The sequence below is a fragment of the Pseudomonas sp. TH04 genome (genome assembly GCF_016651355.1).
Taxonomy (GTDB): Bacteria; Pseudomonadota; Gammaproteobacteria; order Pseudomonadales; family Pseudomonadaceae; genus Aquipseudomonas; species Aquipseudomonas fluorescens.
Map to the genome: position 1 here is coordinate 6,127,901 of NZ_JAEKEA010000001.1, position 23,872 is coordinate 6,151,772.

A 23,872-nucleotide genomic window follows, 5' to 3' on the forward strand; every position below is an offset into this window, starting at 1 on the left:
CACGATGGCCTTGCGATGGAGTGCTGGAAAGGTAACCGCGGACCGAGGCACAGCTGGCGCGGGATTTGAAATAACCGCTATACAAATGTCATCACCGGCCATATAGGTTGTGCTATCGCAAGAACTCAGAGCGCTCGGCCATTGTGCCGGGTTTTTTATTGCGCTCAGTTTGTGCAAGGTCGAAAATAGAGCTTCCGACTATAAACTGAGAGAGCGTCATGGTTTTGCGTGGCATGGCACAGATGCATGTCGACGACTTGGCGGAACGGTTCAAGAAGTTGGTTGTAGGGCAGGCTGGTGAAGCGAATATTCAGTTTGCGTGGGTTGTTTTTTATCAGGGCCGAATGTTCGGGGCTTATTCAACGGCCGAGCTTGCGCTGGAGAAAATAACCGACATCGAGCACTGCATTAGCATCGACGAGGCCCCAGTCCCGCAAGCCTCAGACGACTAAAGTTTTCATTAAGCCCCGCCTGGAACGGGGCTTTTTGCTTTTCGCCGTTCGTCCAGTGTTCGGCACTCACTGCAACCTGCCGACTACCATGTTTAAGCACGGATATTCCGAGCGTTTGAACGGAGAGGCAGCATGGATATTGATAAGAATGCCCCAGGCAATATTTCGCAGCAGGAAGTGACACGCGGCACGGACAATGAAGCGGGTCACGACCCTCGCCGGGATGAACACGAGATCCGGCCGCCTCAGAATGACGATGCCTCCCTCGAAGAGGATATGTCGGATGTGGACGCTGCCGATTCGGTGGCGAGCGAGCATCCCGATAACTGACGAGTTTCATGTCAACGAGCCCGGCCATCGCGTCGGGTTTTTTATTGCTCACGGAAAGGGCGATTCAGCAAAAGGAATTTGCAGATGTTGAAAGAATTCAGATGCGGTAACTGCAAAAGACTTATCGCCCGTACGGAAAGGGTTTACAGAGCTCCAGATCAAATGTTCCCGATGTGGGACCTTGAATCATGTGAAGGCCACGCGCCTCGAGCAATCGCCTTTGAGCGATATGAAAGCGGAAATCTCCGCACCAAATCATTCGACTCAATAGGTGACAAAATGACTGTACGAGTACTCGGCAAACACTTCAAAAACGACCTAAAGTTCAGTGGTAGCGCCAGTCAGGTAGCGACGTTGTTCCCGCCACAAAAAAACGGGAATGGCATTATTTTTTATGACATTCGTACCTGGGCCCAAAACACCGTAAGTGTTGGTCTGACTCCACCACCCTATCGTTTTCAATTTACCCTATCGATCATTTATACGGGGGGTGAGGTATTTCAGCCCATCATGATTCCTGCGGGTCTTGGGGTTTATATGCAGTTGAGCGACAGCTACAACATTCCCGTGTATCTGTGCTGGGAGTATCTCAACGCCGACGGCACTGTGGCTCAACTCCCGCTGATGACGGCAGGTCTGTATAAGTGCGGGCCTACCCAGCAATATCGCGCAGCTTAGGTCGCGCAACTTTTCAAGGCCTCACCATCGTGCGGGGCCTTTTCGTTTTCGGCTCCACCACACCCGTTGCTCCCAGCTAGGAGTGCTGTGTGAGCCGATTAAATTCCGCAGGTCACGGCCTGTCGTGTTCCTAACTCCCTGACGGGGAGGAACTGAGATGCCCACCATGCCAGACAAACCAGAGACCTGGGCGATTGCGCTTGCGTGGTTGAGCCAATATTCGCCAATCCTCTATGCGGCTGCGTTGTCCTGCGCCATGGCCGTCCTACAAATCACCTACGGCGGTGGTACGCGGCGCCAAATGATTGTGGAAGGCGCTATCTGCGGCGGGCTGGCCCTGACCATAATCAGTGGGCTTGAGTTCTTCTCGCTACCCCAGAGCATGGCGACATTCGTCGGTGGGTGGCTTGGCTTCCTGGGTGTGGAGAAGATCCGCACCATTGCCGATCGCGTGACGGACTACAAGCTACCAAGCCGCAAGGTTGATTAGTCAGCGCCACGTTTTCGAGTGCGCCAAATCGTGGTGCGGGATTACTACGGCGTATGAGTGGGACTGGTTGATGCGGCGTAGCAAGCGCGCAAGGTCTGTTGATATTGCTCCATCATTACCTCAAGGGAACCAACCCGCTCTGGGTAGTATTTCATTGCCGAGCTGATGTCTGACCTTATATCGTCGACATCCAATTTGATGGGCGTACACCGATCGTTTTCCAACTGACGCACTCTCTCCTCTGAAGTTGCGAGTGTTGCGGCCTGCTTGTTGTACGCCGCTATCCATTGGTTTAGTGAAGTATTGAGGCCATCGTTTGTCTTTTTGAAGTCTTCTACTCGTTCTCTGACATTAATAAGGTCGCTGTCTTGGCGGCCGTAGTGAACCCCAACTGTCGCGATTGTTGATGCCACTCCAAGAGCAAAAGACCAAAATGCGATTGTGAGTTTAGGGCGGAGAGGAACCGCTTGTTTCATTTCACTCATGTGGACTTCCTTGTGATTTGACCACTATCAATACCGTTAACCTTTCACCAGTTCAAGGCGGAGTAGCACACCGATGACGACCATTGCCTACAAAGACGGCGTCATCGAAACGCAGTCGAAGCAGGTGCTTGGTCACCTGCCTGCCATCCTCTGTGATCACTGGATAGGGCCCCCGCACGCTGCGAGAACGTCTCTGCTCTATTAAGTCGGACGACCAAAACTCCCAGGTCATTCAGCACTCCAGGTTTCTTCGGTTGCGTTAAATTCTCGCGATACCTCTTTGTTCTTCCGCACGCCGGCGGCAGGGGGGACGATGAGACCTCACTCGTGTGCGATGTTGTAAATGTGCGACAGAAGCGAGATGTCCCGGTTGTCACGTACCTTCGCGGTACGGCCGTCTCGGTACTGGGCGATGACTTGCGGCGTTACCGCGTCTATGCGGAGCTAAAACCTGCAATACCGTCTACCTTTCAAGGTGGCATTCCCTTCCGGAGAAGACAGTCATGTTTAAATCTCGCTCGCTTGTAGTCACCGTTACCTGCCTTGCGTTGGCCGTAGGCTCAATGACAACCCTGGCCGACCCGGGCAATGGCAAGGGGCAGGGCAATGGGAAAGGCAACGCCGAGGGCGGCCAAGGGCATGGCAACCAAGGCAAGAAGGGGAAGGGCTCCAGCGAAGGTGATTGGGCGCGCGGGCCCAGCATTGACAGAGGTGGTGTACTGGGCGTGCTCGGTGGCTACCGTGACTATTGGCGGCCAGGCCCTTCGCTGCCACCCGGAATACAAAAGAATCTAGCCAGAGGAAAACCGCTTCCTCCAGGCATTGCCAAGAAGCTGGATGGCCGGCTGCTGGGCAGGCTGCCCCATTACGACGGCTATGAATGGCAGCAGGCGGGCACTGATCTGATTCTTGTCGCAATTGCTTCCGGCATTATTTACGAAGTTCTCAACGGAGCCTTTGATTGAGGGGCTTACGGTTCAATGCTCAAATCCAACACAGTCAATAGCTCGCAAGGAATCAGATTGGGTCAGTGACATCTCGGCCAGAGGGTCAATTCGGCATCAGCGCCGACAAGCGGGGCCACCTGCCGAGAACCTCGTTAAACACGGCTTTGCCTAGGCATTGTAAAATTTTTTATCTCCCCTCTTGAAATTTTTCCCGTCGCACATAAATTTTTATCACGCGACGCCGAATGCGGGTCGCGCACTTAATCACTTGGATTTAATCAGGAGATTTAGAGATGGCTACTACCCTTTCGTTGGCCCCGCTGTTCCGTCAATCTGTGGGCTTCGATCGTTTCAATGACCTGTTTGAGTCGGCGCTTCGCAGCGAGGCTCCGAATACCTATCCGCCTCACAATGTGGAAAAGCATGGTGATGACGAATACCGTATTGTCATCGCAGTAGCTGGGCTCACTGAAGCGGATCTGGATATCCAGGTCGAGAAGGGGGTTTTAACAGTCGTTGGCGACAAGCGTGAAACCGGGAAAGAAGTAACTTATCTGCACCAGGGCATCGCGCAACGAGCATTCCGATTGTCGTTCCGGTTGGCGGACCACATTGAGGTTCGCGGTGCTTCGATGAGCAATGGACTGTTGAGCATTGACTTGCTGCGCGTGATTCCTGAAGAAGCCAAACCGAAAAAAATCGCTATCGGTGGCGAAGCTACGCCCGAGCTGCGTCAGGTTGGCTTGCAGTAAGTTGGCGGTAAAAAAGGCGCTCTTAGTAGCGCCTTTTTTTGTGGCGCTGGAGTGAAGGCTTAGCCCTATGTACAGAGCCTGCAAACCTCTGGAGCCGTTTCCTTGACAGGCACGTCCCAACACCCGGCAAGCGCTGCACCTGCCGGGTATGCCGAGCGTTTAAGGCATCAACACCGAGTCGACAACGTGGATCACACCGTTGGACTGCATCACGTCTGCGATGCTGATACCGGCTTTGCCGCCCTTGGCATCGACCACCCACAGTTTGCCGTCGTGCAGTTTGATATTCAGCGACTCGCCTTGAACGGTTTTCAGCACAACGGTGCCTCCGTTCTTTTTGGCGTCGGCCATCAGCTGTGCCGATGTGTGAGTGCCAGGCACAACATGGTAGGTGAGGATTTTAGTCAGGTCGGCCTTGTGTTCAGGCTTGACCAGTGTGTCGACGGTACCTGCCGGCAGTTTGGCAAAGGCTTCGTTTGTCGGGGCGAATACGGTGAAGGGGCCTTTGCTGTTGAGGGTATCAACCAGCCCGGCGGCCTTGACTGCGGCAACGAGTGTTGTGTGGTCCTTAGAGTTGACCGCGTTTTCTACGATGGTTTTACTGGGGTACATCGCTGCGCCTCCGACCATCACGGTGTCGGCGGCAACGCTGAGCGTTGCGGTGACGGAGAGAATTGTGAAGCAGGCAGCTGCAGCAAGTTTTTTGTAAAAAGCGTGCATGATGTATCTCCTTGGCTCTTATGCCCTCCGAGTGAGGGTATTGAATCTACGAGCCAACGATCAAAGTGGATGCACCCCGTCCTGAAATAATTGTTCAAGCACTGCGCGGGCCTGTCCAGACCCGTGTTGCTGCCAGCGATGTGCGATTCACAATGGCCACTTGGCCAGGCCGCGCGTAACAAAAAACGCCTTCTATTTGCCTGGCTCAACCGGGTAAGTGCAGCCCATACCTCACCTCTGCCAGTGCTGCGCCGCCGCGCTGAAGTGTGCGCTCACTGCCTGTTTCCTCCACGCACCCGGCCCTGCGATAAAATCGGATAGCCCTGTCATTTTCGGTCAAGACCCAAAGCGTCAGGCGCTGATACCCCTGCTCAATCAAGCACTGCAAGCCTGCTTTCCACAAGGCCCGCCCGACGCCGGTTTGCCAATGGCTGGCTAGCACATAGATGGCCATGACCTCGCCTGTGTTGCCTTCAGTGGCATCTTCGTCACGGCTGGCGCCGACGGATACCCAGCCGACGACCTGCTGGTTCAGTTCCGCGACCCATACGTTTGACTCGTCTGATTCAATCGAGCGAGCCCAGGATGATTCGCGCTGAGCCAGCGTTGCGTCCAGCGCGTTCAAATAGTCGGCAGGCATCAGGTCACGATACGCGTCCTGCCAACTGCTGATGTGCACCTGAGCAATGGCCTGTGCGTCGCGGGGTAATGCTTTACGAATCATTGATGAACTCCGTGTTCGAGCACTGAATGCTCTGCGGTCATTCCTGTAAGCCCGTCGCTGGCGAAACGCGTGGTGTTGACGTGGTCCAACCTGAAAGCACCCACGTAGTCCAGCACAAATTTCTGTCAGTTCAGTTACTCCAGACGCACGTTGAGCGCGCTTATGGCTCCGTCGTTGCGATAAGCAAGCCGTCTAGATCAATGGTTGTAACGCAATTGAGGGTTGCCACAGGGAATTTTGGCCGCTAACCTGAAAATGTATGAATTGTTACGAATAGTTTCGTGCGTGACCTGTTTCGGGTTGCGCGACTTCAGGATGAGGAACGAAAAATGTTTTCACACGAAGGTCCCGCACTAGAGCTGTTGCTGTTCATTTTTGGCTTGGCAGGCCTGCTTTTGGTCGTTTGGTTTTTTCACCATCGATACGAGCGAAAGAACGGGAAAGGCGTAAAAAAACAACAAAATCGTAACGAAAGTCGCTCTGCGTAGGCGGTTGCTTACGATCAGATCAAATCAGATCGGGCCGGAGCAGTGGCGGCTTCCATCATGAGAAGTGGCCAGGCTCCGAGCCGGGTGCGGACTGGCCGCAAGCGATGCTTGAATACGCCGTGTCCGGTGTTCCAGCGAGCAAAATATGCTCAGGCCTGACGGCTACGACGACAGCGCCGGTAAACACGTGCAGTGGGTGCATGATGCGAAGGTGATTTCAGCGCCTATAGCCACGGTTCACCGGACAAAGAAAAGCCCACGATGGGGGCGCGGGCTTAAAAGGTGTTCACTTAGGAGCTGGATTAAGCCTAGGCGCTCAACTGTGAAAACCCCGTGAAATAAAAGTGCCGGTTATGTCTTTTACCGCCGACTGTTTGCTCGCGTACTGTGCGGGTTTCCTATCCCACCTATGCAACGGTGTTTTCATGTCAGATGAAGTTCGGCTTGTCGTGATTATCCAGACCCAGCCCGGTAAAGGTTCGCAGCAGTTGGCCGCATTCGAAGGGCTGGCGCCCAAGGTCAGGGCCGAGCATGGCTGCCTGCACTATGATTTGCACCCGGTTGCGGGCAACTCGGACCATTTTGTCCTGATCGAAACGTGGGCCTCCCAGGATGCACTGGATGCCCATCACCTGGCAGCCCATAGGGTGGAAGCGGCCAGGCACAATCCCTCGTTTCGTGCCGGGCCGGCTACCGTTCTGGTTTTAGACGACGCGGTCCTGTCTGCATAAGGCGGCGTTCAGAGCAGCACCCGGCGCAACCGGCCACTCAACGGCACCCCCGTGTTGTCGGGTGTGGGGATGCGCCGGCCGGCCAGCCCCATGCCTTCGCTCACTAACACCGCGCCGTGCACCCTGCACAGGTTGGACGGCGTATCCAGCCCGCGCGCCAATACTTCGACCGGCCCGGTGTGCAGGTTGCAACGCAACAATCGCCCACTGAAGCGAGTAAAACCGCCATGCAGCGGCTCGCCGCTCCAGTCCGGCGGCAAGGGTTGTTGCAGGTGGTTGCATAGCTCCAGCACCAGCAGGTTGCCCTGTGGGCACAGCGCCAGGCCCGTGGGCCATTGCAGGCCGCGTATCACCACCTCAATCTGCCCGCTGGCCGGGTGCACTCGCACCACTTGGCCTGCGAAGTCGGCAAAGTCGATGCCCTTGCGTGCCGGGTCGCCGTGCAGCTCCCCGGAGAACAGGCTGATCAGCACCGCGTCTGTCTGCGGTTCATACACCAGGGTTACGGGGACGGCTTCCTGGCCCATGTCCAGTTCGGGCAGTTGCACCAGCACCTGCTCGTCCTGGCCGTCGCGAAATTCCACCAGTTGGTTGGTATCGGGCTTGACCGCCAGCCAACTGTTGCGGGTCGGGTGATAACACAGCGCATTCAAATTGCCACGGCTGTGAAACACCGGCTCGGGCGGGCTGTATTGCAGGTCGAGCAGTTTCGAGCCGCCGACATAATCGGTCTGGCTGGCCAGGCAACGGCCGCCGCCGCAGGCGATGTCCGACAAGCCCATGATTTCATCACGCAGCATGCGCGCCTGCATGTTCATGGCGCGAAAGCCTTGTGCGAGGGGCTCGCTGGGCAGGTAGGCACCGGGCTGCAACGGGTCGGGACGCAGCCGACTGACGCGGCCGCTGAACGGCTGGTCGGCCAGGCCTGAGCCGGCCTCGGCCACTAGCAGGCTGCCATCGGCTTGCTCGCACACCCCGCGAGGGTTGAGCAGGTTCTCGGCAATCAGTGTGCTTGGGCGCAGGTTTTCGATGGGCTGCGCCGGGATATGCAGAGTCATGGGCGTTGCTCCTATTGCGGCGGCTGCCACGGGCTGCCGGTGAGATAGGCGCGCAGCAGCGCCCGTTGGGCCGGCGACATCGAACGCACCACCGGCATGAACAGTGTGGTGCCTTTGTAGGCGTCCGAAGTGCGCGCGAGAATCGCGTTCTTCGCGCCCATGATCGCGTCGGGTTGGTTCAGCGGGATGTAGCGCGACATGGCGGGGAAGGCCAGGTAGTGAAAGCGCAGCACGTTCGGGTACATCTGCTGCCAGGTGATGATGCTGCCCTTGGGAATGCCAAAGTCGGTCTGGGCATATTTGCGGAAGTTGGTGAAGAAGGCGCCGTCGTCCACGCCGTTGGCGGTGCAGGTCAGCGCGACAAAACCTGCCTGGCTGGCGCTGCCGGATTTGAGGCTGACCGGAAAACTCACCGTCTGTTGGCCGGCATTGACGGTCAGTGACGTCGGAAAGTTGAGGAAGTCGGTGTATTGCTTTTGATCATAAACCCCAGGTGCGCTGGCCCCCAGGCTGACCTGGGTGGCGTTGGGCACCGGCCCGCCCAGGTAGCTGACCTGTAAGGTGATGGTCAGGCCGTTGGGGTAATCCTCCAGGTACACATTGCGCTGATCGGCGTAGACCCGATAGGTCGATTCGGTCGCGTTGAGTTTTTGACCGTTCACCGGGTTGGGGGCGGTGATGTTCAACGCGCTGGTCTTGACGGCTTGCTGCTGGCTGGCATTGAGCGTCACGTCGACGATGCCGCCGTACACGTAGTAATTGACCAACGGGCTGGCGGTTGGGTTGAGGGTCATCAACGCGGCAGCGCCGGCCGAAATCGTCACCGGCCCGTAATTCGCATTCGGCCCGATCGGGCTGGTGATGTCATCCCGCACGGCCCGGAAGGTTTGCTTGGGGATGACGTTGACCATATCGAGGCTCAGCAAACCATTGTTGCCCAGGGCCGCATAGGCGGCATTGCCCGTGACCTGGTTGACCAGTTGCCGACCCGGCTGGCAGCCCAGCGGTTCGCCGGCAAACGCCGGAGCGAGGGTGCCGATCACGCGGCCGATGCTCGGGTTGGGTGTGTATTTACCCGCCGCATAATCGGCGTCCAGTTGCGCGGTGGTCATCTGCGGGCACATCTCGAACATCACGAAGCGCAGCACAATCCCGGTCGCGCCGGGGGCCTGGATAATCGCCTTGAGGCCGCTGCTGTTTTTGTTCCAGCTGACAATGCTGCTCAATGGGAAAGTCAGCTGGAACGTGCCGCTTGCATGGAACGAGCCCGGCGCGTCCATCTTCGCCGGGTCGAGCACGCGGCCGGTCACGTCGAAACTGCTGCACACCGCATTGCAGCGGATCAGCAACTGGATATTGTCACCGCTGCCGATTTGCAGGCCGCCGACGAATATCTGTGTGGTGGTCGACGCGCTGGGGTCGAGGTCGACCATCATCGGGCCGGACACCGGGCCTTGTCCGGTAACCGGGTCCACTGAGCCCAGCAGGTACACGGGCTGGCCGACCTGGTCGCCGGTGGTGCTGATGTTGCCCGGCGCACCTTGGGAACTGATCAAGGCGTTCTGCATGTCCACCACATGCTGGCCATAGTGGTTCCAGCCGCCCGCGGTGTAGTAGTTGCCGGCCGGCGCGTTGATCATGTTGTTCAACTGGTCATCGGTATACGACTGCGCACCCGGCGCGAGGGTCGAGGTGGTCAGGTCGAACAGCGGCCAGTTCGGGTTGCCGTTGAAGGGAATGGTCGGTGAGTTGTTCGGCAAACTCACGTCCGTGCGGATGCCGCCCCAGAAATTCAGTCGTGGTCCGTTGAGGATGCTCATGGTCTATTCCTTGTCCGTGGCGTGTGGGGTGACAGGCGGATTGGCGAATTTGAACAGGTAGGAGAAGTCGGATTTGAACGGGCTCTTCACCGGTGTCGCCATGGAGTGGCAGTTCATGCAACTGCTGTTGGGCTGGATATAGCTTTCCATGGTCACGTTGGCCGACAGCGCCGGTGTCGGTTGGCCCAGCGGGTTACTCGGGTTGTTCGGCATCAGTGGGCGCTGGGTGGTGATGAGCTGGTAGTACTTCAACACGCTGCGCTGCAGGTCGGGGTTGGCCTGGTAATTGGCGTTCACCCAGCGTGTGGCATCGGCGATGGGTGTCACGCGGTTCAGCGGGTTCGGCGTCTGGAACGTGGTGCCGGGTGTGGGTACGCAGACCAACTGCGTGCCCTGGGTTTGCCAGTTGCACGGTGACTGGTTGAGCGTCGCAGCCGGCGCGAGTGGGTTGTAGTAGGAATAGGCGGTGCCGGCGACAGGCTGGTCGACCCACTGGCCGTTGACCTTGGCCTTGGGCGGCACGTTTTCGATTTGCTCGAAGGTCGACCAGATCCACTGCGGGTAGCCATTGACCTTGGTGATGATATGCAGGCCCACCAACCCCAGGTAAGCCTCGGTCACGCCGGTGCGTTGGCCCTGGTTATTGAAGGTGGCCACGCGCGCGAACTGCGTCAGGTAATGGCTGGCGTTGTCCTTGGGCGTAAGGATGCGCCAGCTCGATTTGATCTCGATGACCCCATTGGGGAAGCTGATGTTGCTGGCTTTGGACACCACGTTGGCGTTGTAGTAATTGTTGCCCACGATGTAGTTATAGGAAGCCTGGTTGGCCGAGATGTCGTAGTAGGTCGGGTTACCCGCCTGATCGATCAACCAGCCACCGACCGCCTGGTCGACGGCGTTGACCAGCGAACTGTTCTTCAGCGCGGCGATGTTGATGATGCCCAGGCTGCGGGCGGTCAGCGGGCTGTTCCAGGGCCCCGGGTTGGCGGCTCCCGGCAGGAAGATTTCGCTGACCGTCTTGTAGGTCTGCCACACCGTGTAGCCGGCGTCGCCCGGTTGTTTGTTGCAGTTGGGCGTGCCGCGTTGCCCGTCCTGGGCAGGCCAGTTCAAGGCGATAAACATCTGCCAGCTGTATTGATCGAACTGGTCCTGCGGCGCATTGGCGGCGGGTGCGCTGCTTGGCGGCTGGCAATTGAGCTGCGTGGCCTGCGTCGACGGCTGAGGCGCTTCCCGCGCTTGGGCCGACAGGCTGACCAGCGCAAATACCATCACACTGAATAACGTTTTCATGGCGATCCGTCCTTGTGGGTCAGGGTTTGCGCTGCATGAGCTGGTTCCACTGCGCCTTGCGGCCGTTGCTTTGCGACGCCGGCGGATCGAACAGCTGGCAAGGCGGCGGGTTCGACGGGCACATCGCGGCCACTTGGTCCCAGGTCTGTTTCGGGTCGGGCCTGGCGATACGGAAGTTCGTGTAGTTCTGGCTCACGATGGGCGCATTCGCGACGCTGGCGTCCCCCGAAAAGAAGAATGACTGGGGCAAACGGTAGGGCGGCGACCCCGACTGTTGTGTGTTGAAGGCATACCCGAACAGGATCGGCCCCGCCGGTGATTGCAGGTCCAACGCATACGCCTGCACGCTGCCGTTGAGGTTTTTGCTGCGCGCGGCGCTGTACGGCAAGTGTTCGATAAAGCTTTGGCGTGGCGGATGATTCATCGGTGAAAACATGCAGCAGGCCGGCATGTCCTTCGGGCGGTCCTGCGGGTAAGTCAGGAAGTACGCCTTGTTGCCCAGGGACACGAACGAGCAGCTGTAGTTGTTGTTCTTGATCGGGAAGATCGGGAGGCAGTACTTCTCGTAGTGCTCCATCATCGCGCCGAAGCCGTCGCCGTCCGCCGGGATGTAGCCGGTGTCGTAGTAGCTGGTGCCCTTGGACACCGTGTAATCCGCAGGCGTGAGGGTGGAAGGCGGATTGCTGTAGGGCGGCGGGTTTTTCTCGTAGTTGTTCATTACCCGGTACATCGTCCAGTCGCTGATCCATTGCGCTGGGAAAAACGGATCGGACGGGTCGCCGGGTGCGCGTTTGGCAATGCAGTTGCCATTCTGTTGATTACAGCCCTCGCTGTTGTGCACCCCGTTGGTGAAGTACACGGCGCCGCTGTCGCCTGCGGCAAATGCGCCGGGGCTGAGCAGCACAATCAGCAGCAACAGTCGGTTCAAAAGGTGGCTATTCATATGACACTCCTGTGGGAGCCGGGTGCTTGGTTCGCTACCCGGCGGTCCTGTGTGCGGCTTAGTCGTAGTCGCTCATGCTGAGTGGGACGGGCGGGTAATTGCGTTTCACCAGGGCTTGCGCCCACAGCTCCAGCACCGCGCGACGGCTTTGCGGCATGTCCCGCGTGATAGGCATCGCCAGGGTGCTTTGTTCCTGGTATTCCTTGCTGATCAACACAATCAATTGGTCGACGGCGCCCTCGATGCGCGTCAACGAGTTGAGCGGCATGAACTTGCTCATGATCGGGTACAGGTAATAGTACGGCTGCAGGATGAACGGGTAGATGAAGGTCTCCCAGATCACGCTGCCCGCGTCCTTGTTCATATAAATGCGGTTCCACGCATTGACGAAATCCTGCTGCAGCTGTGGCTCCAACGGCAGTACGCGCAGCGGTGCGAGGAAGTCGGTGAAGGCCGTCGGCAGCGGGAAGCTGAACGGAATGGTGGGGGCCTGCTGACCCTCCTGCAGGAAAAAACGCAAGGTGGGGAAACCCGGTGCCACGCCCGTGACGGTCAGGTTGGCGATGCCATTGGCGTCGGTCTGAATCTTGGTCAGGCTGTAGTGCACCGCACTGTTCAGCGGGTCCTGCAACGTGCCCTGCATGGCAATCGGGTTGGCGAACTTAAGCGTCGGGCTCAAGGCGACAGCGGCGGGTGTCGGTAGAAATGCCTGATAGGTCACCGGCGTCATTTGATCCGCTGCCACCGCGAGCCGCGTGGCCATCAGCTGGCGACCGGTGCCCTCGGTTACCTGGCTGAGCAGCGTCGATGCGCCCGTGAATTGCGGCAGGTTCGCGCTGTTATTGGCCGGGTTTTGCGGGTCATTGTTGAACAGCGTGAAGTTGGCCGGGTTGCTGAATGCCAAGTAATAATCGGTGGTGCACAGCATGTAGGCATTGCCGTATTCCGCCACCCACAACGTGGTGCCGGCCGGGGCGGGCAGGCCATCGTATTGCACCATGACCTGCAGCGTCCGGGTGTCGCCCACGTCGATAAAGCTGGCGCTTTCGACCACTTCGGCGGTCCACATCTGCTGGGTCGCGGCAGTGACGGCGGCGGCGCCCTGCAGTTGCAGTTCCAGGGTGCCGGTTTGCAGTTGCGTCTGTGCTTGCGCCGTCAGCGTCAGGTCGAGGATGCCGGAGCGTTTGTCGAACGCCGCCTGTTGATAGTCGTCATAACCGAAGCTGGCCAGCGGGTTGAATTGCCCATTCTGGCGAATGCCAATCTGGTAGTTGCCCGCCTGGTACTTGGCGGCTACCGGAATGGCCGCGGTTTTGTCGATCGGATAGAACGGGAAGGCGTTGCTCAGGTCCAGCGACAAGGTCGCGCCATGGGCCTGGGCCGAGATCACGCCCAGTTGCGCCGGTGTCGATTGCGCCGGCGTGGTTTTGTAGATGGGCACGGGGCTGGCGGGCACCAGGCGTCTGCCGGCAGGGGCGGTGGGGAATTCGTCTTCGAACCACAGGCCCAGGGTGCCCACGGTGCGGCTATAGGCGGGGTTGAAGAAAATATCGCTGACGTTGTCCAGCCCCTGCTGATACATGGCCTGCACCTTGGCCTGGGCTGCCGCACTGGAGCTGTGGGTGTCGATGGGCGGGTAATTGTTGAGGATGCCGTTCTTGTCGTAGCAGGTCAGGTAGGTGGAAAAGCGGAACATCAGGCCCTTGGCATTTTGTTGCGCCATTTGCGTTTGCAGGTTTTGCAGCAAGGCCGAGTTGCCGATCACCCACTCCAGGTTTTCCTTCGGGAAACAGGTTTGCCAGGTGGTGGTGACATAGGCCAGGCCGCCCAGGTTGGCCCAGTTGAAGTTCAGGAAGCGGTCGAGCATGCGGAACTGGCGGTTGAGCGTCAGGCCGCACTGCGCATTGCCCAGCACCAGCTTGTCGAAATACAGCGCGGTGAAGGTGTTCTGCCAAGGGCTCACATCCACGAAGCGTGCCGGGGAGCTTGGGGCGCCGCCGAAGGGGTTGCCGAGCAACTGGAAGCTCTGGTTGATCAGCGGGTCCTGGCTCACATAGCCACCGTCGGGCAACTCACCGCCGGTGACCACCGATTGGGTCTGGTTGTAGCTGACGGTGCCGCACGCGTTGTCGCCGAACAGGTTCCATTCGCCGGGGATCATCGGTGTACTCAACTGCCCGGCATTGCCGGGCACCTGCATGACGTACGCCGGTACGCTGGCGGGTGACAGCGGCGCGATGGTCCACGGCAGCAAGGTGCTGACGGCGTTTTCCGGGGTGATGTTGAAGGCCTTCAAGAACGGCCAGTTCATCTGCATTTTCACCGCATCGTAGAGCGGGTACATGTCGTTGTTGTTGGCGGTCGGCGGGTTCCAGAACATATGGCCGCCCAGGTAGATACGCGGGAAATTCAAGACGCTCATGTGAGGCTCCTTAGCGTTGCCACTGGGCGCGTTTGAGCGACCAGACAAAGTCCAGTTTGTGGTAGCCGACAAAGTCTGCGGGCGGCAGTTCGGCCGTGGGGTACACGATGCCGCCCTGTTGTTTGAGGGCGAAATTGAAGTAGCCTTTTTTCGCTGAATACGCGGCAGTGCTGTGGCAGGCGAAACACGAAGACTCGCTCTGGAACGCCGACTCCAGCTGGGAGTTGGCGAGCAACGTCGGCACGGTATTGGACTGCACGCCGATCAACTCGTACTGCGCCAGGGCCGGGAAGTTGGCCTGAAACGTCGTGTTCACCGGCTGCGCCGCCTTTGTCGGCCCGGTGCTGTTGGTCATCGGCGTTGCAGGCGTCGCGTTGGTCACCGTGTACTTGCTGTTGTTGCGGTTTTCGAAGGTGGTCCACACCCAGTCGGGGTTCAGTTTGTTGATCACATGCAAACCGCTGAGCGCGGCGTAGCCGACCCGGTATTGGCCGTCCTGCTGATAGTAGGCCTGGGCGATGTAGTAGCCATCCTTGACCAGTTGCTGCTGATAAGTCGGGTCGTTGCCGATCCACAGCCAGGCGGCCTTCAACTCCCAGGCGGTGGAGGGGAATGCCAGGTCGCTGGTCAGCGCGGCCTGGCCATTCACGTTGTAGACGTTCTGCTGCACGATGTAGTTGAAGGTGTCCTGGCCCATCAACAGTTGAAAACGCACCGGCTGGCCTTTTTGCGCCGCCGGCACCTGGCCGCCCATCTGCAGGATCAACCCGTCCACTTGCTGCGTGGCATTGAGGTTGTGAAACATCCGGTTGAGGTTCATGCCGAGTTTTTGTGCCTGTGCAATCACGTCGTTCGGCAGGGGCTCGCGCTCGGCATACGGCAGGGGCTGGGCGCCATCGCTCAGGTAGACCTGATCCGAAGGCTTCATGGTCTCCCAGACCCGATCCGGGCTTTGCGCGGAGACGGTCTGGTTCAGGCAGGCAAACCAGTTCCAGGCGAGCGTGTCGCGGCTTTGCACGAAGGCCGCGCGGGTCTTGTCGAGGTTGCCTCCAAACTGCAGGAACTGGGTGCAGTCGAAAGGGGTGGCGTCTTGGGCATGGGCCAATCCGGCCAGTGCACTCAGGACAGTTATAGATAAGGCTCGCCGCATGGAAACTCCTTGGCTGTGGCCAGTTCGAGGTGGGGGCGCCCCAGGAAATGTTCCAGGAGCAGTTGCTTCACTGCCGTCGCCGCCAGGTGTTGCGGCAACGCCAGTGCGCAATTGGTGATCAGCAGCGGGCCGGTCTGTGCGCTGCTGGGTAAGCGACCGTGGCTGCCGCGTACCAGGGCGGTGTCCAGGGGTATGAGGTCCATGTAGTAGCGAAAGCCGAGCTTTTTTTGCAGCACGCGGCGCGCCACTTTCAGTCTGGGGAAACGAATCGCCGGGTCGATAAACAGCTCGACCGGGTCGTAACCGGGCTTGCGGTGGATGTCCACGGTGCGCGCGAAATCCGGTGCTTTGCGATCGTCCAGCCAGTAGTAGTAATCGAACCAGAAACCGGCGGCGGCCACGGCCACCAACTCGCCGCTGCGCGGGTGGTCCAGCTGCCAGGCGCGTTGTTCGGCCTTGTCCAGCACCTGCTCGATGCCGGGCTGGCGTTGCAGCAAGGCCTTGACCCGCGGGATGTCCTGCGCCTGCTTCACGTAGACATGCGCGACCTGATGGTCGGCCACGGCAAACGCCGCGCTGGCGCCGGGGTCGAGCAATTCCCAGCTCAGGGACTGGCGCACCTGCAACAGGCCTTCGGCGCGCAACACACGGTTGATCGACAGCGACTGCTCGACGGCCTCAATGCCATATTCAGACAGCAGCATCACCGCCGCGCCTTGCGCTTGGGCGAAGGTCAGCAGGCGCCCCACTTGCATGTCGATGGCCCGCACTTCATCAGCAATCGACGGGTGATCGGGCCCCAGGCGCTGCAAGCTGTAATCGAGGTGCGGCAAGTAGATCAACTGCAGGTGGGGCCGGTTGATCTGGAACTCGGCCATCGCGCAATCGACGATCCAGCGGCTCGAAGCAATACCTGCCGCCGGGCCCCAGAACCCTGGAAACGGAAACTCGCCAATCTGCCGTTCGATCTGTTCGTGCAGCCCGGGCGGCGACGAATACAGGCCGAATTGTTTGCGACCATCCGCCGGGTAGTGCGGGCGCGGGGTGATTGCGGCGTCCACGTCGGCGTACATGTTGTACCACCAGAACAACTGGCTGCAGCGAAAGCCCGGAAGCTCACGCTTGAGCGTGTGCCAGACCTTTTCACCCTGGATCAGCGCATTGGGTTGCAGCCAGAAACGCACTTCGGCCTGGTCGCGAAAGTACCAGCCATTGCCGACGATGCCGTGCTGCGAGGGCGGTGCGCCGGTGAGGATCGAGGCCTGGACCGTTGAGGTGACGGCAGGGAACACCGGTTGCAAGTGGGCCATCTGGGCGGTCTTGAGCAGCGCATTGATGTGCGGCGTTGCCTCACCCAGCAGCGACGGCGTCAGCCCGACCACATTGATCAGCAGCAGCGGTTGCTCAGAGCGCATGGGCGTAGGCCTCGTGCATCAGCGCGAGCAGCAGGTTGCGCTGGCGCAGTTGCTCCTCGACCCAGCGCAACTCGGCGGCGATCCCTTCCAGTTGCGCCCGCTCGGTGGTGGGCCGCAGTTGCGCAGGCAACACACCCCAGCTGTAGGTTTCCACTTCGAGCACCGGGCGGAAGTCGCCATGGGCCGCCAGGTAATCGAACGTCTGTGCCAACGCGGCCTGGCTGCCGCTGAGTTCAGGCAACAGCAAGTGTTCGCTGAACAGCGGGATATGGAAATGAATACGCAGTTCGCGCAACCCGTTGCAGTCAGCGAGCGCGGCCGGCAGGTCCGGCCAGCTGATGACGCGGCCGTAGGGGTCGAGGGCTTTTACCTGATGCAGGTAGGTGGTTTCGGCGAAGGTGCTCAGGGTGTTGAGCACGTGTTCGCGGCGCAGTGCGTCCTGAGTCGGCAGGCGGCAGATCATCGCGTTGGACAGCTGGATCTTGCCCACGGGCACCTGGGCTTGGCGCAGCCTGGCCAGCGATTGGTAGCAGTCCTCGAACATCACCGCCTGGTGGCACACGTCAAAACACAGGGCCAGGTAAGCATGGTTCGGGTCCAGGCGCTGCCGGCGCTGGAAGAACGCGATGGCCTGCGCGGTGTTCTCCAGCACGCAATCGGGCTCCATCTCCAGGCAGAACACGATCTGCTTGCCGGTTTCCCGGTGCAGGCTGGCGAGTGCGGCAGTGAGCTGGTTGAGGTGCTCGTCGGCGCGTGCCTGCATTGGCGCGGTCCACGTGGCGGCATAACCCAGCGGCACCGTGGAAATCACCCCTTGGTGGCAGTCGGCCGGCAAGGCCTGCGCAAGGATGCGCGCCAGGTTCAGGCTGTAGTCCAGCCGCTGCGGGTCGGCCCAGTTGGGTAGATACACCGCGGCTTTCACCGCGCCCTGATGGAATTCGCCATAGGGAAAACCGTTCAGCGACGTCAGGCGCAAGCCGGTGCGATCGAGCAACTCCAGAAATGGCGCGCACGCTGCAGCCTGTTGTAATTGCGCCGCCGCGTGAGCGCAGATCCACAAGCCGCTGTCCTGTTCGCGCAGCCCCCGCAGCTGTCGCACACCCTGAAAGTGCTGCTCGATAGAGGCGCGTAACCCGGCCAGGTCACGGGTCGGGTGCACATTGCTGCAATACCCGACCTGGGGCGCGGTCCAGCCGCTGCGGCGGCTCATTTAACCACCGGTTCCTGGCCGCGCAGGGCCGAGTTTTCCTGCCATTGCTTGCGTTGGTCGATGGGCAGCGGGGTGCTGACCAGGCCTTTGTCCAGCTGGCCGCTCTGGGCAAAAAAGTCCACTGGGTTGTGGAACAGCACCTGTTCTACCTGGGCTTCAGTAAAGCCCGCCGCCAACATTGCCTGGCCGGTCTTGGGCACCTTGAGCGGGTCGCTGATGCCCCAGTCGGCGGCGCTGTTGACCACCATTTTCTCGGTGCCGTATTCCTTGAGCAGGGCGACCATGCGCTGCTCCGACATCTTGGTGTTGGGGTAGATGGAATGGCCGCGCCAGCACTCGCTGTCCAGCACCAGCGGCAGGGTCAGTTCGTTGAGGTGGTCAATAATCACCAGGTGCTCGGCAATCCCCACCTCGCGGATGACCGCCAGTGTGCGTTTGGTGCCACCGATCTTGTCGCGGTGCGGCGTATGCACCAGCACCGGCAGGTTGAATTGTTTCGCCAGCTCAAGCTGCGCCGCGAGAAAGCGATCCTCTTCGGGGGTGATGTCGTCGTAGCCGATTTCGCCCACCGCCACCACGCCGTCCTTCACCAGATAACGCGGCAGGATTTCCAGCACTTCATTGGCGATCGACAGGTCATTCGCTTCTTTGGGGTTAAGGCCGATGGTGCAGAAGTGATGGATGCCGAACATGCTCGCGCGAAAGCGTTCCCAGCCCAGCAGCGTGTCGAAGTAGTCGACGAAACTGCCGACGCTGGTGCGCGCCTGGCCTTGCCAGAACGCCGGTTCGATAACCCCGGTGATCCCGGCGGCGGCCATGTTCTGGTAGTCGTCGGTGGTGCGGCTGACCATATGAATATGCGGATCGAAGTACTTGAGCATGGTGAATCCTCGTCAAGGGCAGGCGGTGTGCATCAATTCAAGTAGGCGTGCCATTCCGGCGGCAGGCGCAAGCCGCGCAGGCGTTGGTGTTGCGCCGGGCTGAGCAGGTCAAAGGCGATCACTCGGGGCAAACCTGGGGACACGCTGCGTGCGGCCGCCAGTTGTTCATCGAGCAGGTCGAGCGCCAGTTGGTTGAGGCTGACGCTGTGGTGCTGCGGCAGGCCGACCAGGCGCCCGATGTCGAGGCCCATGCCGAGTGCTTTCAACACCAACTGGTGAAAGGCGCGCTCCGGGTAATGCCGTGACGGGTAGGCCGTGTCGAGGGCGAGGGCGGCGAACACCTGCGGGTTGCTGGTGCGCCCGGCCTGCAAGGCCAGTTCCAGGCACACCCCTTCACTGTCGAGCCAGTCGAGGGCGCCCAGCAGGGCGATTTTTTCCTGATCGTCGCCCCACAGGAACAGTTGGCGCAGCAGCGGCAAGTGTGCGTCCTGCGGGGTGTGTTCCAGCGCATGGGCCAACGCCAACGCACGTGCCAACGCGACGGCATGGCCGGGCAGATGACGCTTGCACTGGCCGCTCAACAGCGCCGCGGTGGTGGCGTCCGGTTGTTGCGCAAGCTGCGCCTGAGCCTGCTGCCACCACTGCAATTGGGGCGCCTGCAGTTGTTGGCGCAAGGCTTGGCGTTGTTCGGTGAGGCGATCCAGGCGCATGTTCATGTCGGCTTGATCCAACGCTGAAAGTGGGGGAGCAGGAAAAACACCAGCACACACAGCAGGCTGCCCAACGGCTGGTTGGCCACGGCCAGCACCAGCGCGTCAAACAGTGGCAAGGCGGCCAGGCCTGCCCCGATAAACGCACGCACCTTGCGCTGTTGCGGGTGGGCCAGGTACGTCCAGTAGTGCCAGCCCAACCACCCCAGCCAGAGCAGTAGCACCGGCCAGAACCACAGGTTGTTGGCGTAGATCGCCAAGGCCAGCGGGCTCAGCATCAACAGCAACGGCAGGCGGCTGATCAGTTGGTTGCGGTGCTCCTGACGGGCCAGGTAGGTCAAACCGCTGATGTACACCCCGAGCAGGATCGCGCACAGCCAGATCGGCTCCGGCGGCACGGCCAGGCTGGCGGCCGCTGTGAGGTACAGCGCCGAGCGGCAGGCGCCCATCAGCCAGACGCTGTGCGCGTATTTCTTGTGCAGCAGGTTGTAGCCGAAGATGCAGCCCACCAGCAGCACCACGCTGCCGAGCAGCCAGTGCGGCTCGGCGATCAGCCGGCTCAGGCCCAGCACTGCCGCCGCCGCGAGGATCAGCAGCAGCGCCGTGGCCAGGCCCACGTGCTGACGGCTGGCCAGGCCCAGGGTGATCGGCCGCGGGTTGTGGTGTTGCTGGTCCCAGTCGGCGTCCAGCCAGTCGTTGAGCAGCATGCCGGCCAGGTACAGCAACGACAGCGTGATCAACAGCAGCACCCACACCAGTGACGACGGCGGTGCCATTGCCCCTGCACTGCTGGCGAGCAGGGCGGCGGCCAGGGTGTTGGTCCACACCGTGGGCAGGTTGGACACCCGGCCAAGGGTCATCCAGGTTTTCATCGGGCTCATTGCGCGTAACCCTCGCCCAGGGGCACTACCGCATCGCTGCGGGTCGACAGCCGTAGCAGCGCCGCTTGCATCTTCGCGCCGTCGATTTCATGCAGGTCCACCGACTGGCCGATGCGGTTGAGCATGGGGATCGACAGCTGCCCACCCAAATGCTGGCGAAATTCCTCCAGGCCGAGCAACAGCGGTGAGCGGCCCTGCGCATCCTGCAAGCTCAGCTCCGGTGGGCACAAGTTGAACCCCAGCTTGAGCAACAGGCTGATCACCCGTTGCGTGTCGACGTCGCTCAACAGCCCGAGTGCATTGGCATACAGCCCGTCCAAGGCCATGCCCACCGCAACGGCTTCGCCATGGCGCAATCGGTGGTGGCTGAGGTTCTCCAGTTTGTGTGCGGCCCAGTGTCCGTAATCCAGGGGCCGGCCGTTGCCACGTTCGAAGGGGTCGCCGGCGCCGGTGATGTGCCCAAGGTGCAGCTCGGCGCAACGGCGAATCGCGTAGCGGCTTGCCGCGTGGTCGAAGTGGGCGAGGGCGTCGGCGTGGCGTTCCATCCACTCGAAGAATGCCGGGTCCTTGATCAGCGCGACTTTCACCGCTTCGGCCAGCCCGGCGATCTGGTCGCGGCGGGTCAGGCTGGTCAGCAACTGGAAGTCATTGATCACCGCCGTGGCGGGGTAGAAGGCGCCCAGCAGGTTCTTCTGGCCGAAGGCATTGATGCCGTTTTTCACGCCGATGCCGGCGTCGTTCTGGGCCAGCACGGTGCTGGGAATACGGATCAGGCGAATGCCCCGGTGGAACGTGGCGCAGGCGTAGCCCACCGCATCCAGCACCGCGCCACCGCCCAGGGCCAGCACGTAGCAATGCCGGTCGAGGCCGTGTTGCAGCATGTCGGTGTACAGCTGCTCCAACACCTGTGAGGTTTTGCTCAGTTCACCGGCCGGTACTGCGAGGGGCGCGGTTTGCAAATGCAGGTCGGCATGGGCGGCGAAATAGGCGTCGATCTGTTCGCGCAACTGCGGCGCGCTGTGCAGCAGTTGCTCATCGGCGAACACCATCACCGTCACCGGGGCGTGGTGTTGCGCGGTGAGCACGCGGTGCAGGCAAGGGTTGCGCGGTTCGAACAGGTGGTCGGTGAAGATCACCGGGTAGTCGTAACTGACCTCGAACCGCCCGCGCAGGGGCGGCTCCACACCGGGCTTGCGCTTGAGCAGGCTGTAGCCGGCAACAAACACCACCGGCAATACCATGCTGGCGAGAAGGGTCACCAGTAGCGCGTTCTGTTCGATCAGGAACGTGCCGATGGCCGTGTAGGCCAGCGCGAGACCGGCATTGGCCAAGGTGGTAATCAGCAAAAACGCCCGCAGCGGATAGCGTTGCATCCCGGCGGCCACCACCGAGGTTTCCGCCAACACCGGCACACCGCGCAGGCAGATCAACGACAGCGTGCCCAGCCGATACCCCAACTGCCCAGGCGAGCGTTGATGCAAGCCGAGGCGCCCGGCCAACAGCCGAAAATAGCCGGCGCCCAACGCATACCCCAGCCCGGCGCCGAGGCACAGGCCGATAACAATCACCAGGTAACCACCGACGCTGCCGAGCACTGCCACTGCCAGCAATGCGACCATGCTGGAAGGCACCGGCAGCACCACGTCGAGGGCGAGCAGGGCGATCAGCAGCAGTGCAAGGTTCAGCGTCTGTGCAGGCGTGGAAGGCTGGTATAGGTTCAGATGAACCAGGAAGTCTTCAATCTGTTGTTCAAACAGCAGAAAGCTGGCAATCACCAGTGCCGAAAAGCACAACAATGACAGCCAAAAATGTTCGGCTGGCCCCTTTTTCGAAAACGCACGATACCACCGGCTGCGCTTCATCAAAGCATCCCTTTTGAGTGTTAAGACTTAAGTTCCGTGTCAGTGTCTGGGGCTGTTTTTAGAGCAATAAACTCCCTCGCCTGGTGGGCTGGCTTTAGGCGTAATGGCTGATGGCTTTCACGTTATTCATGAACTTAGCCGGTTGTGGTTGTTTTGCAAGTTTGCGAATCAAGGAGTTTTAAGCGGGGGTTTTAACGAGGCTGGTTTAACGCAAAATGTGCAGTTTTTACAATTAGTTGTATGGCTTTTTGTGGGGCGTCAAAAACGCGCTGGCGACAGCGTGTAGACGTATCAAGTTGATGACAACGCCTGGGTGTTCGTTAGGTGGGTTATTGCCGTTGGCTATAAGTCGTTTATTAATATCGGGTTGTTGAGAATGACTCCGCTTAATCCGTATGAATAGGTGTAAGGATCACCCGGTAAACCTGAAGCCGCCTGACAACTTATCTTTTAGATAGCTCACTAACGTACTCACCGACTTCGGTACATGGGGCGAGTACGGCCGAATCAAGTAAATCTCATCGGCAAATGCGCCTTTGAGTGTCCACCCCTTGAGTACCTGTACCAACTTGCCGCTGGTGAGCGCGGCATGCGCGCTGAAATCCGGGAGCAGGGCGATGCCCAAGTGGTTGAGCGCCGAATCACGCAACGCTTCGCTGTTGTTGGTGGAAAAACTCCCGGAGATCGGCACCGTGACGCGTTCGACCGTTTTGCCGCCGCGTTCGAATGTCCACGCGGGATGGTCGGCGCCCCGTGGGTAATAGAGGCAGTTGTGTGCCGTGAGATCGCCGGGCTCGCGCGGTTCTCCGTGGTGTTGCAGGTAGTCCTGTGTAGCGACCAGGACCGAGGTGGTGTCGCACAACTTCCACGCCACATGAGTTTCCGGCACCTGGAAGCCGTGCCGCACGGCCAGGTCGTAACCTTCGGCCGCCAGTGAACTCAAGGCGTCGGACACATCCAACTGGATACGCACCTGGGGGTACTGCTGCAAAAACGCCGGCAGGTGCGGCACCAGTTGCTGCCGCGCAAACGCCACCGGCGCGGTGAGGCGCACCAGCCCGCGGATCTCCCCGGCCGAGTCGCGCACCGAAGAGAAACTGCGCGCAATGTGTTCATAGGCGCTGCGCACTTCGCGGGTCAACGACAGCCCGGCATCGGTCAGCCGTACGCTGCGCGTGGTGCGGGTGACCAACCGCGTGCCGGTGGCCTTTTCCAGGTCCGAGATGCGCTGGCTGACGGCGGATTTACTCACCCCCAGGCGTGCGGCGGCAGCGGTGTAGGTGCCGTGTTCTTCCAGCACCGACAGCCAATGAATGTGGGTCCACAACCCTTCGATCTCTGCTTTTTCCATGTGGCTATTGTTCGCCTGTGAGGACAATCAGTTCTGGATTCTGCTCTGGTTTGGAACAAACCGAAAGCCTATCGTGTGTTCC

The 23,872-nt window shown here is 60.1% G+C and carries 23 protein-coding genes and 1 pseudogene; 8 read left to right on the forward strand and 16 right to left on the reverse strand.

The features are described 5' to 3' along the window. Window positions 1–218 precede the first annotated feature (218 nt). From JFT85_RS27715 to JFT85_RS27735, 5 genes and pseudogenes are all read left to right on the forward strand, one after another. Window positions 219–452, forward strand: coding sequence for a hypothetical protein (locus tag JFT85_RS27715; RefSeq protein WP_053256713.1), 234 nt, complete (start codon window positions 219–221; stop codon window positions 450–452). A 132-nt stretch (window positions 453–584) separates the two neighbouring features. Then, window positions 585–782: a hypothetical protein gene (locus JFT85_RS27720; RefSeq protein WP_069552733.1), complete on the forward strand. Its 198-nt coding sequence runs from the start codon at window positions 585–587 to the stop codon at window positions 780–782. 84 nt (window positions 783–866) lie between these two features. Continuing rightward, window positions 867–1,053 (forward strand): annotated as a pseudogene (locus JFT85_RS27725) (zinc finger domain-containing protein). 8 nt (window positions 1,054–1,061) lie between these two features. After that, on the forward strand, window positions 1,062–1,460 hold the full coding sequence (locus JFT85_RS27730) for a 3-methyladenine DNA glycosylase (protein WP_242486560.1): 399 nt from the start codon (window positions 1,062–1,064) through the stop codon (window positions 1,458–1,460). 157 nt (window positions 1,461–1,617) lie between these two features. Further along, a complete protein-coding gene (locus JFT85_RS27735; RefSeq protein ID WP_069552734.1) occupies window positions 1,618–1,950 on the forward strand; it encodes a phage holin, lambda family in 333 nt (110 codons plus the stop codon). A 44-nt stretch (window positions 1,951–1,994) separates the two neighbouring features. On the opposite strand, the gene JFT85_RS27740 is transcribed toward JFT85_RS27735, so the two are convergent. Continuing rightward, window positions 1,995–2,435 carry a hypothetical protein gene (locus JFT85_RS27740; RefSeq protein WP_053256709.1) on the reverse strand — a complete coding sequence of 147 codons (441 nt, stop codon included), beginning with the start codon at window positions 2,433–2,435 and terminating at the stop codon, window positions 1,995–1,997. 503 nt (window positions 2,436–2,938) lie between these two features. On the opposite strand from JFT85_RS27740, the gene JFT85_RS27745 reads away from it, so the two are divergent. After that, window positions 2,939–3,400: an anti-virulence regulator CigR family protein gene (locus JFT85_RS27745; protein WP_053256708.1), complete on the forward strand. Its 462-nt coding sequence runs from the start codon at window positions 2,939–2,941 to the stop codon at window positions 3,398–3,400. Between the two features lie 275 nt (window positions 3,401–3,675). Next, entirely contained in the window at window positions 3,676–4,134 is a 459-nt protein-coding gene (locus JFT85_RS27750; RefSeq protein WP_053256707.1) for an Hsp20 family protein, read from the forward strand. A 159-nt stretch (window positions 4,135–4,293) separates the two neighbouring features. On the opposite strand, the gene JFT85_RS27755 is transcribed toward JFT85_RS27750, so the two are convergent. Further along, on the reverse strand, window positions 4,294–4,854 hold the full coding sequence (locus tag JFT85_RS27755; RefSeq protein WP_053256706.1) for a fasciclin domain-containing protein: 561 nt from the start codon (window positions 4,852–4,854) through the stop codon (window positions 4,294–4,296). 205 nt (window positions 4,855–5,059) lie between these two features. Continuing rightward, the gene (locus tag JFT85_RS27760; RefSeq protein WP_053256705.1) at window positions 5,060–5,578 is read right to left on the reverse strand and encodes a GNAT family N-acetyltransferase; all 519 of its coding nucleotides are present in this window, start codon (window positions 5,576–5,578) and stop codon (window positions 5,060–5,062) included. Window positions 5,579–6,491: 913 nt separating this feature from the next. Between JFT85_RS27760 and JFT85_RS27765 the strand changes: the two genes are divergently transcribed. Further along, complete coding sequence (locus tag JFT85_RS27765) at window positions 6,492–6,797, forward strand: putative quinol monooxygenase (protein ID WP_201230773.1); 306 nt, start codon at window positions 6,492–6,494, stop codon at window positions 6,795–6,797. An 8-nt stretch (window positions 6,798–6,805) separates the two neighbouring features. Here the strand turns inward: JFT85_RS27765 and JFT85_RS27770 are convergent, their stop codons facing one another. The 13 genes from JFT85_RS27770 to JFT85_RS27830 all read right to left on the reverse strand — a co-directional run bounded on the left by JFT85_RS27770 (window position 6,806) and on the right by JFT85_RS27830 (window position 23,790). Next, entirely contained in the window at window positions 6,806–7,855 is a 1,050-nt protein-coding gene (locus tag JFT85_RS27770; RefSeq protein WP_201230774.1) for a hypothetical protein, read from the reverse strand. Window positions 7,856–7,866: 11 nt separating this feature from the next. Further along, a complete protein-coding gene (locus tag JFT85_RS27775) occupies window positions 7,867–9,675 on the reverse strand; it encodes a hypothetical protein (protein ID WP_073637777.1) in 1,809 nt (602 codons plus the stop codon). A gap of 3 nt (window positions 9,676–9,678) precedes the next feature. After that, window positions 9,679–10,965: a hypothetical protein gene (locus tag JFT85_RS27780; RefSeq protein ID WP_053256701.1), complete on the reverse strand. Its 1,287-nt coding sequence runs from the start codon at window positions 10,963–10,965 to the stop codon at window positions 9,679–9,681. Between the two features lie 19 nt (window positions 10,966–10,984). Then, the gene (locus JFT85_RS27785; RefSeq protein WP_053256700.1) at window positions 10,985–11,908 is read right to left on the reverse strand and encodes a hypothetical protein; all 924 of its coding nucleotides are present in this window, start codon (window positions 11,906–11,908) and stop codon (window positions 10,985–10,987) included. A 58-nt stretch (window positions 11,909–11,966) separates the two neighbouring features. Next, window positions 11,967–14,330, reverse strand: a complete 2,364-nt coding sequence (locus JFT85_RS27790) for a hypothetical protein (protein WP_053256699.1) — start codon at window positions 14,328–14,330, stop codon at window positions 11,967–11,969. Window positions 14,331–14,340: 10 nt separating this feature from the next. Next, a complete protein-coding gene (locus JFT85_RS27795; RefSeq protein ID WP_201230775.1) occupies window positions 14,341–15,480 on the reverse strand; it encodes a hypothetical protein in 1,140 nt (379 codons plus the stop codon). After that, entirely contained in the window at window positions 15,459–16,895 is a 1,437-nt protein-coding gene (locus JFT85_RS27800) for an alkaline phosphatase family protein (protein ID WP_201230776.1), read from the reverse strand. Before JFT85_RS27800 ends, JFT85_RS27795 begins: the two co-directional genes overlap by 22 nt. After that, entirely contained in the window at window positions 16,885–18,105 is a 1,221-nt protein-coding gene (gene eboE, locus JFT85_RS27805; RefSeq protein WP_201230783.1) for a metabolite traffic protein EboE, read from the reverse strand. Before eboE ends, JFT85_RS27800 begins: the two co-directional genes overlap by 11 nt. Further along, window positions 18,102–18,986, reverse strand: coding sequence for a TatD family hydrolase (locus tag JFT85_RS27810; protein ID WP_069552741.1), 885 nt, complete (start codon window positions 18,984–18,986; stop codon window positions 18,102–18,104). Before JFT85_RS27810 ends, eboE begins: the two co-directional genes overlap by 4 nt. A 32-nt stretch (window positions 18,987–19,018) precedes the next feature. Beyond that, a complete protein-coding gene (locus tag JFT85_RS27815; RefSeq protein WP_201230785.1) occupies window positions 19,019–19,702 on the reverse strand; it encodes an EboA domain-containing protein in 684 nt (227 codons plus the stop codon). Then, complete coding sequence (locus JFT85_RS27820) at window positions 19,699–20,568, reverse strand: UbiA family prenyltransferase (RefSeq protein WP_201230940.1); 870 nt, start codon at window positions 20,566–20,568, stop codon at window positions 19,699–19,701. The genes JFT85_RS27815 and JFT85_RS27820 overlap by 4 nt, the downstream gene beginning before the upstream one ends. A 5-nt stretch (window positions 20,569–20,573) precedes the next feature. Next, window positions 20,574–22,439 (reverse strand): 3-dehydroquinate synthase, encoded by a 1,866-nt coding sequence (locus JFT85_RS27825; RefSeq protein WP_201230787.1) that lies wholly within the window; start codon window positions 22,437–22,439, stop codon window positions 20,574–20,576. A 412-nt stretch (window positions 22,440–22,851) separates the two neighbouring features. Beyond that, window positions 22,852–23,790, reverse strand: a complete 939-nt coding sequence (locus tag JFT85_RS27830; RefSeq protein WP_053256691.1) for a LysR family transcriptional regulator — start codon at window positions 23,788–23,790, stop codon at window positions 22,852–22,854. Between the last annotated feature and the right edge of the window lie 82 nt (window positions 23,791–23,872).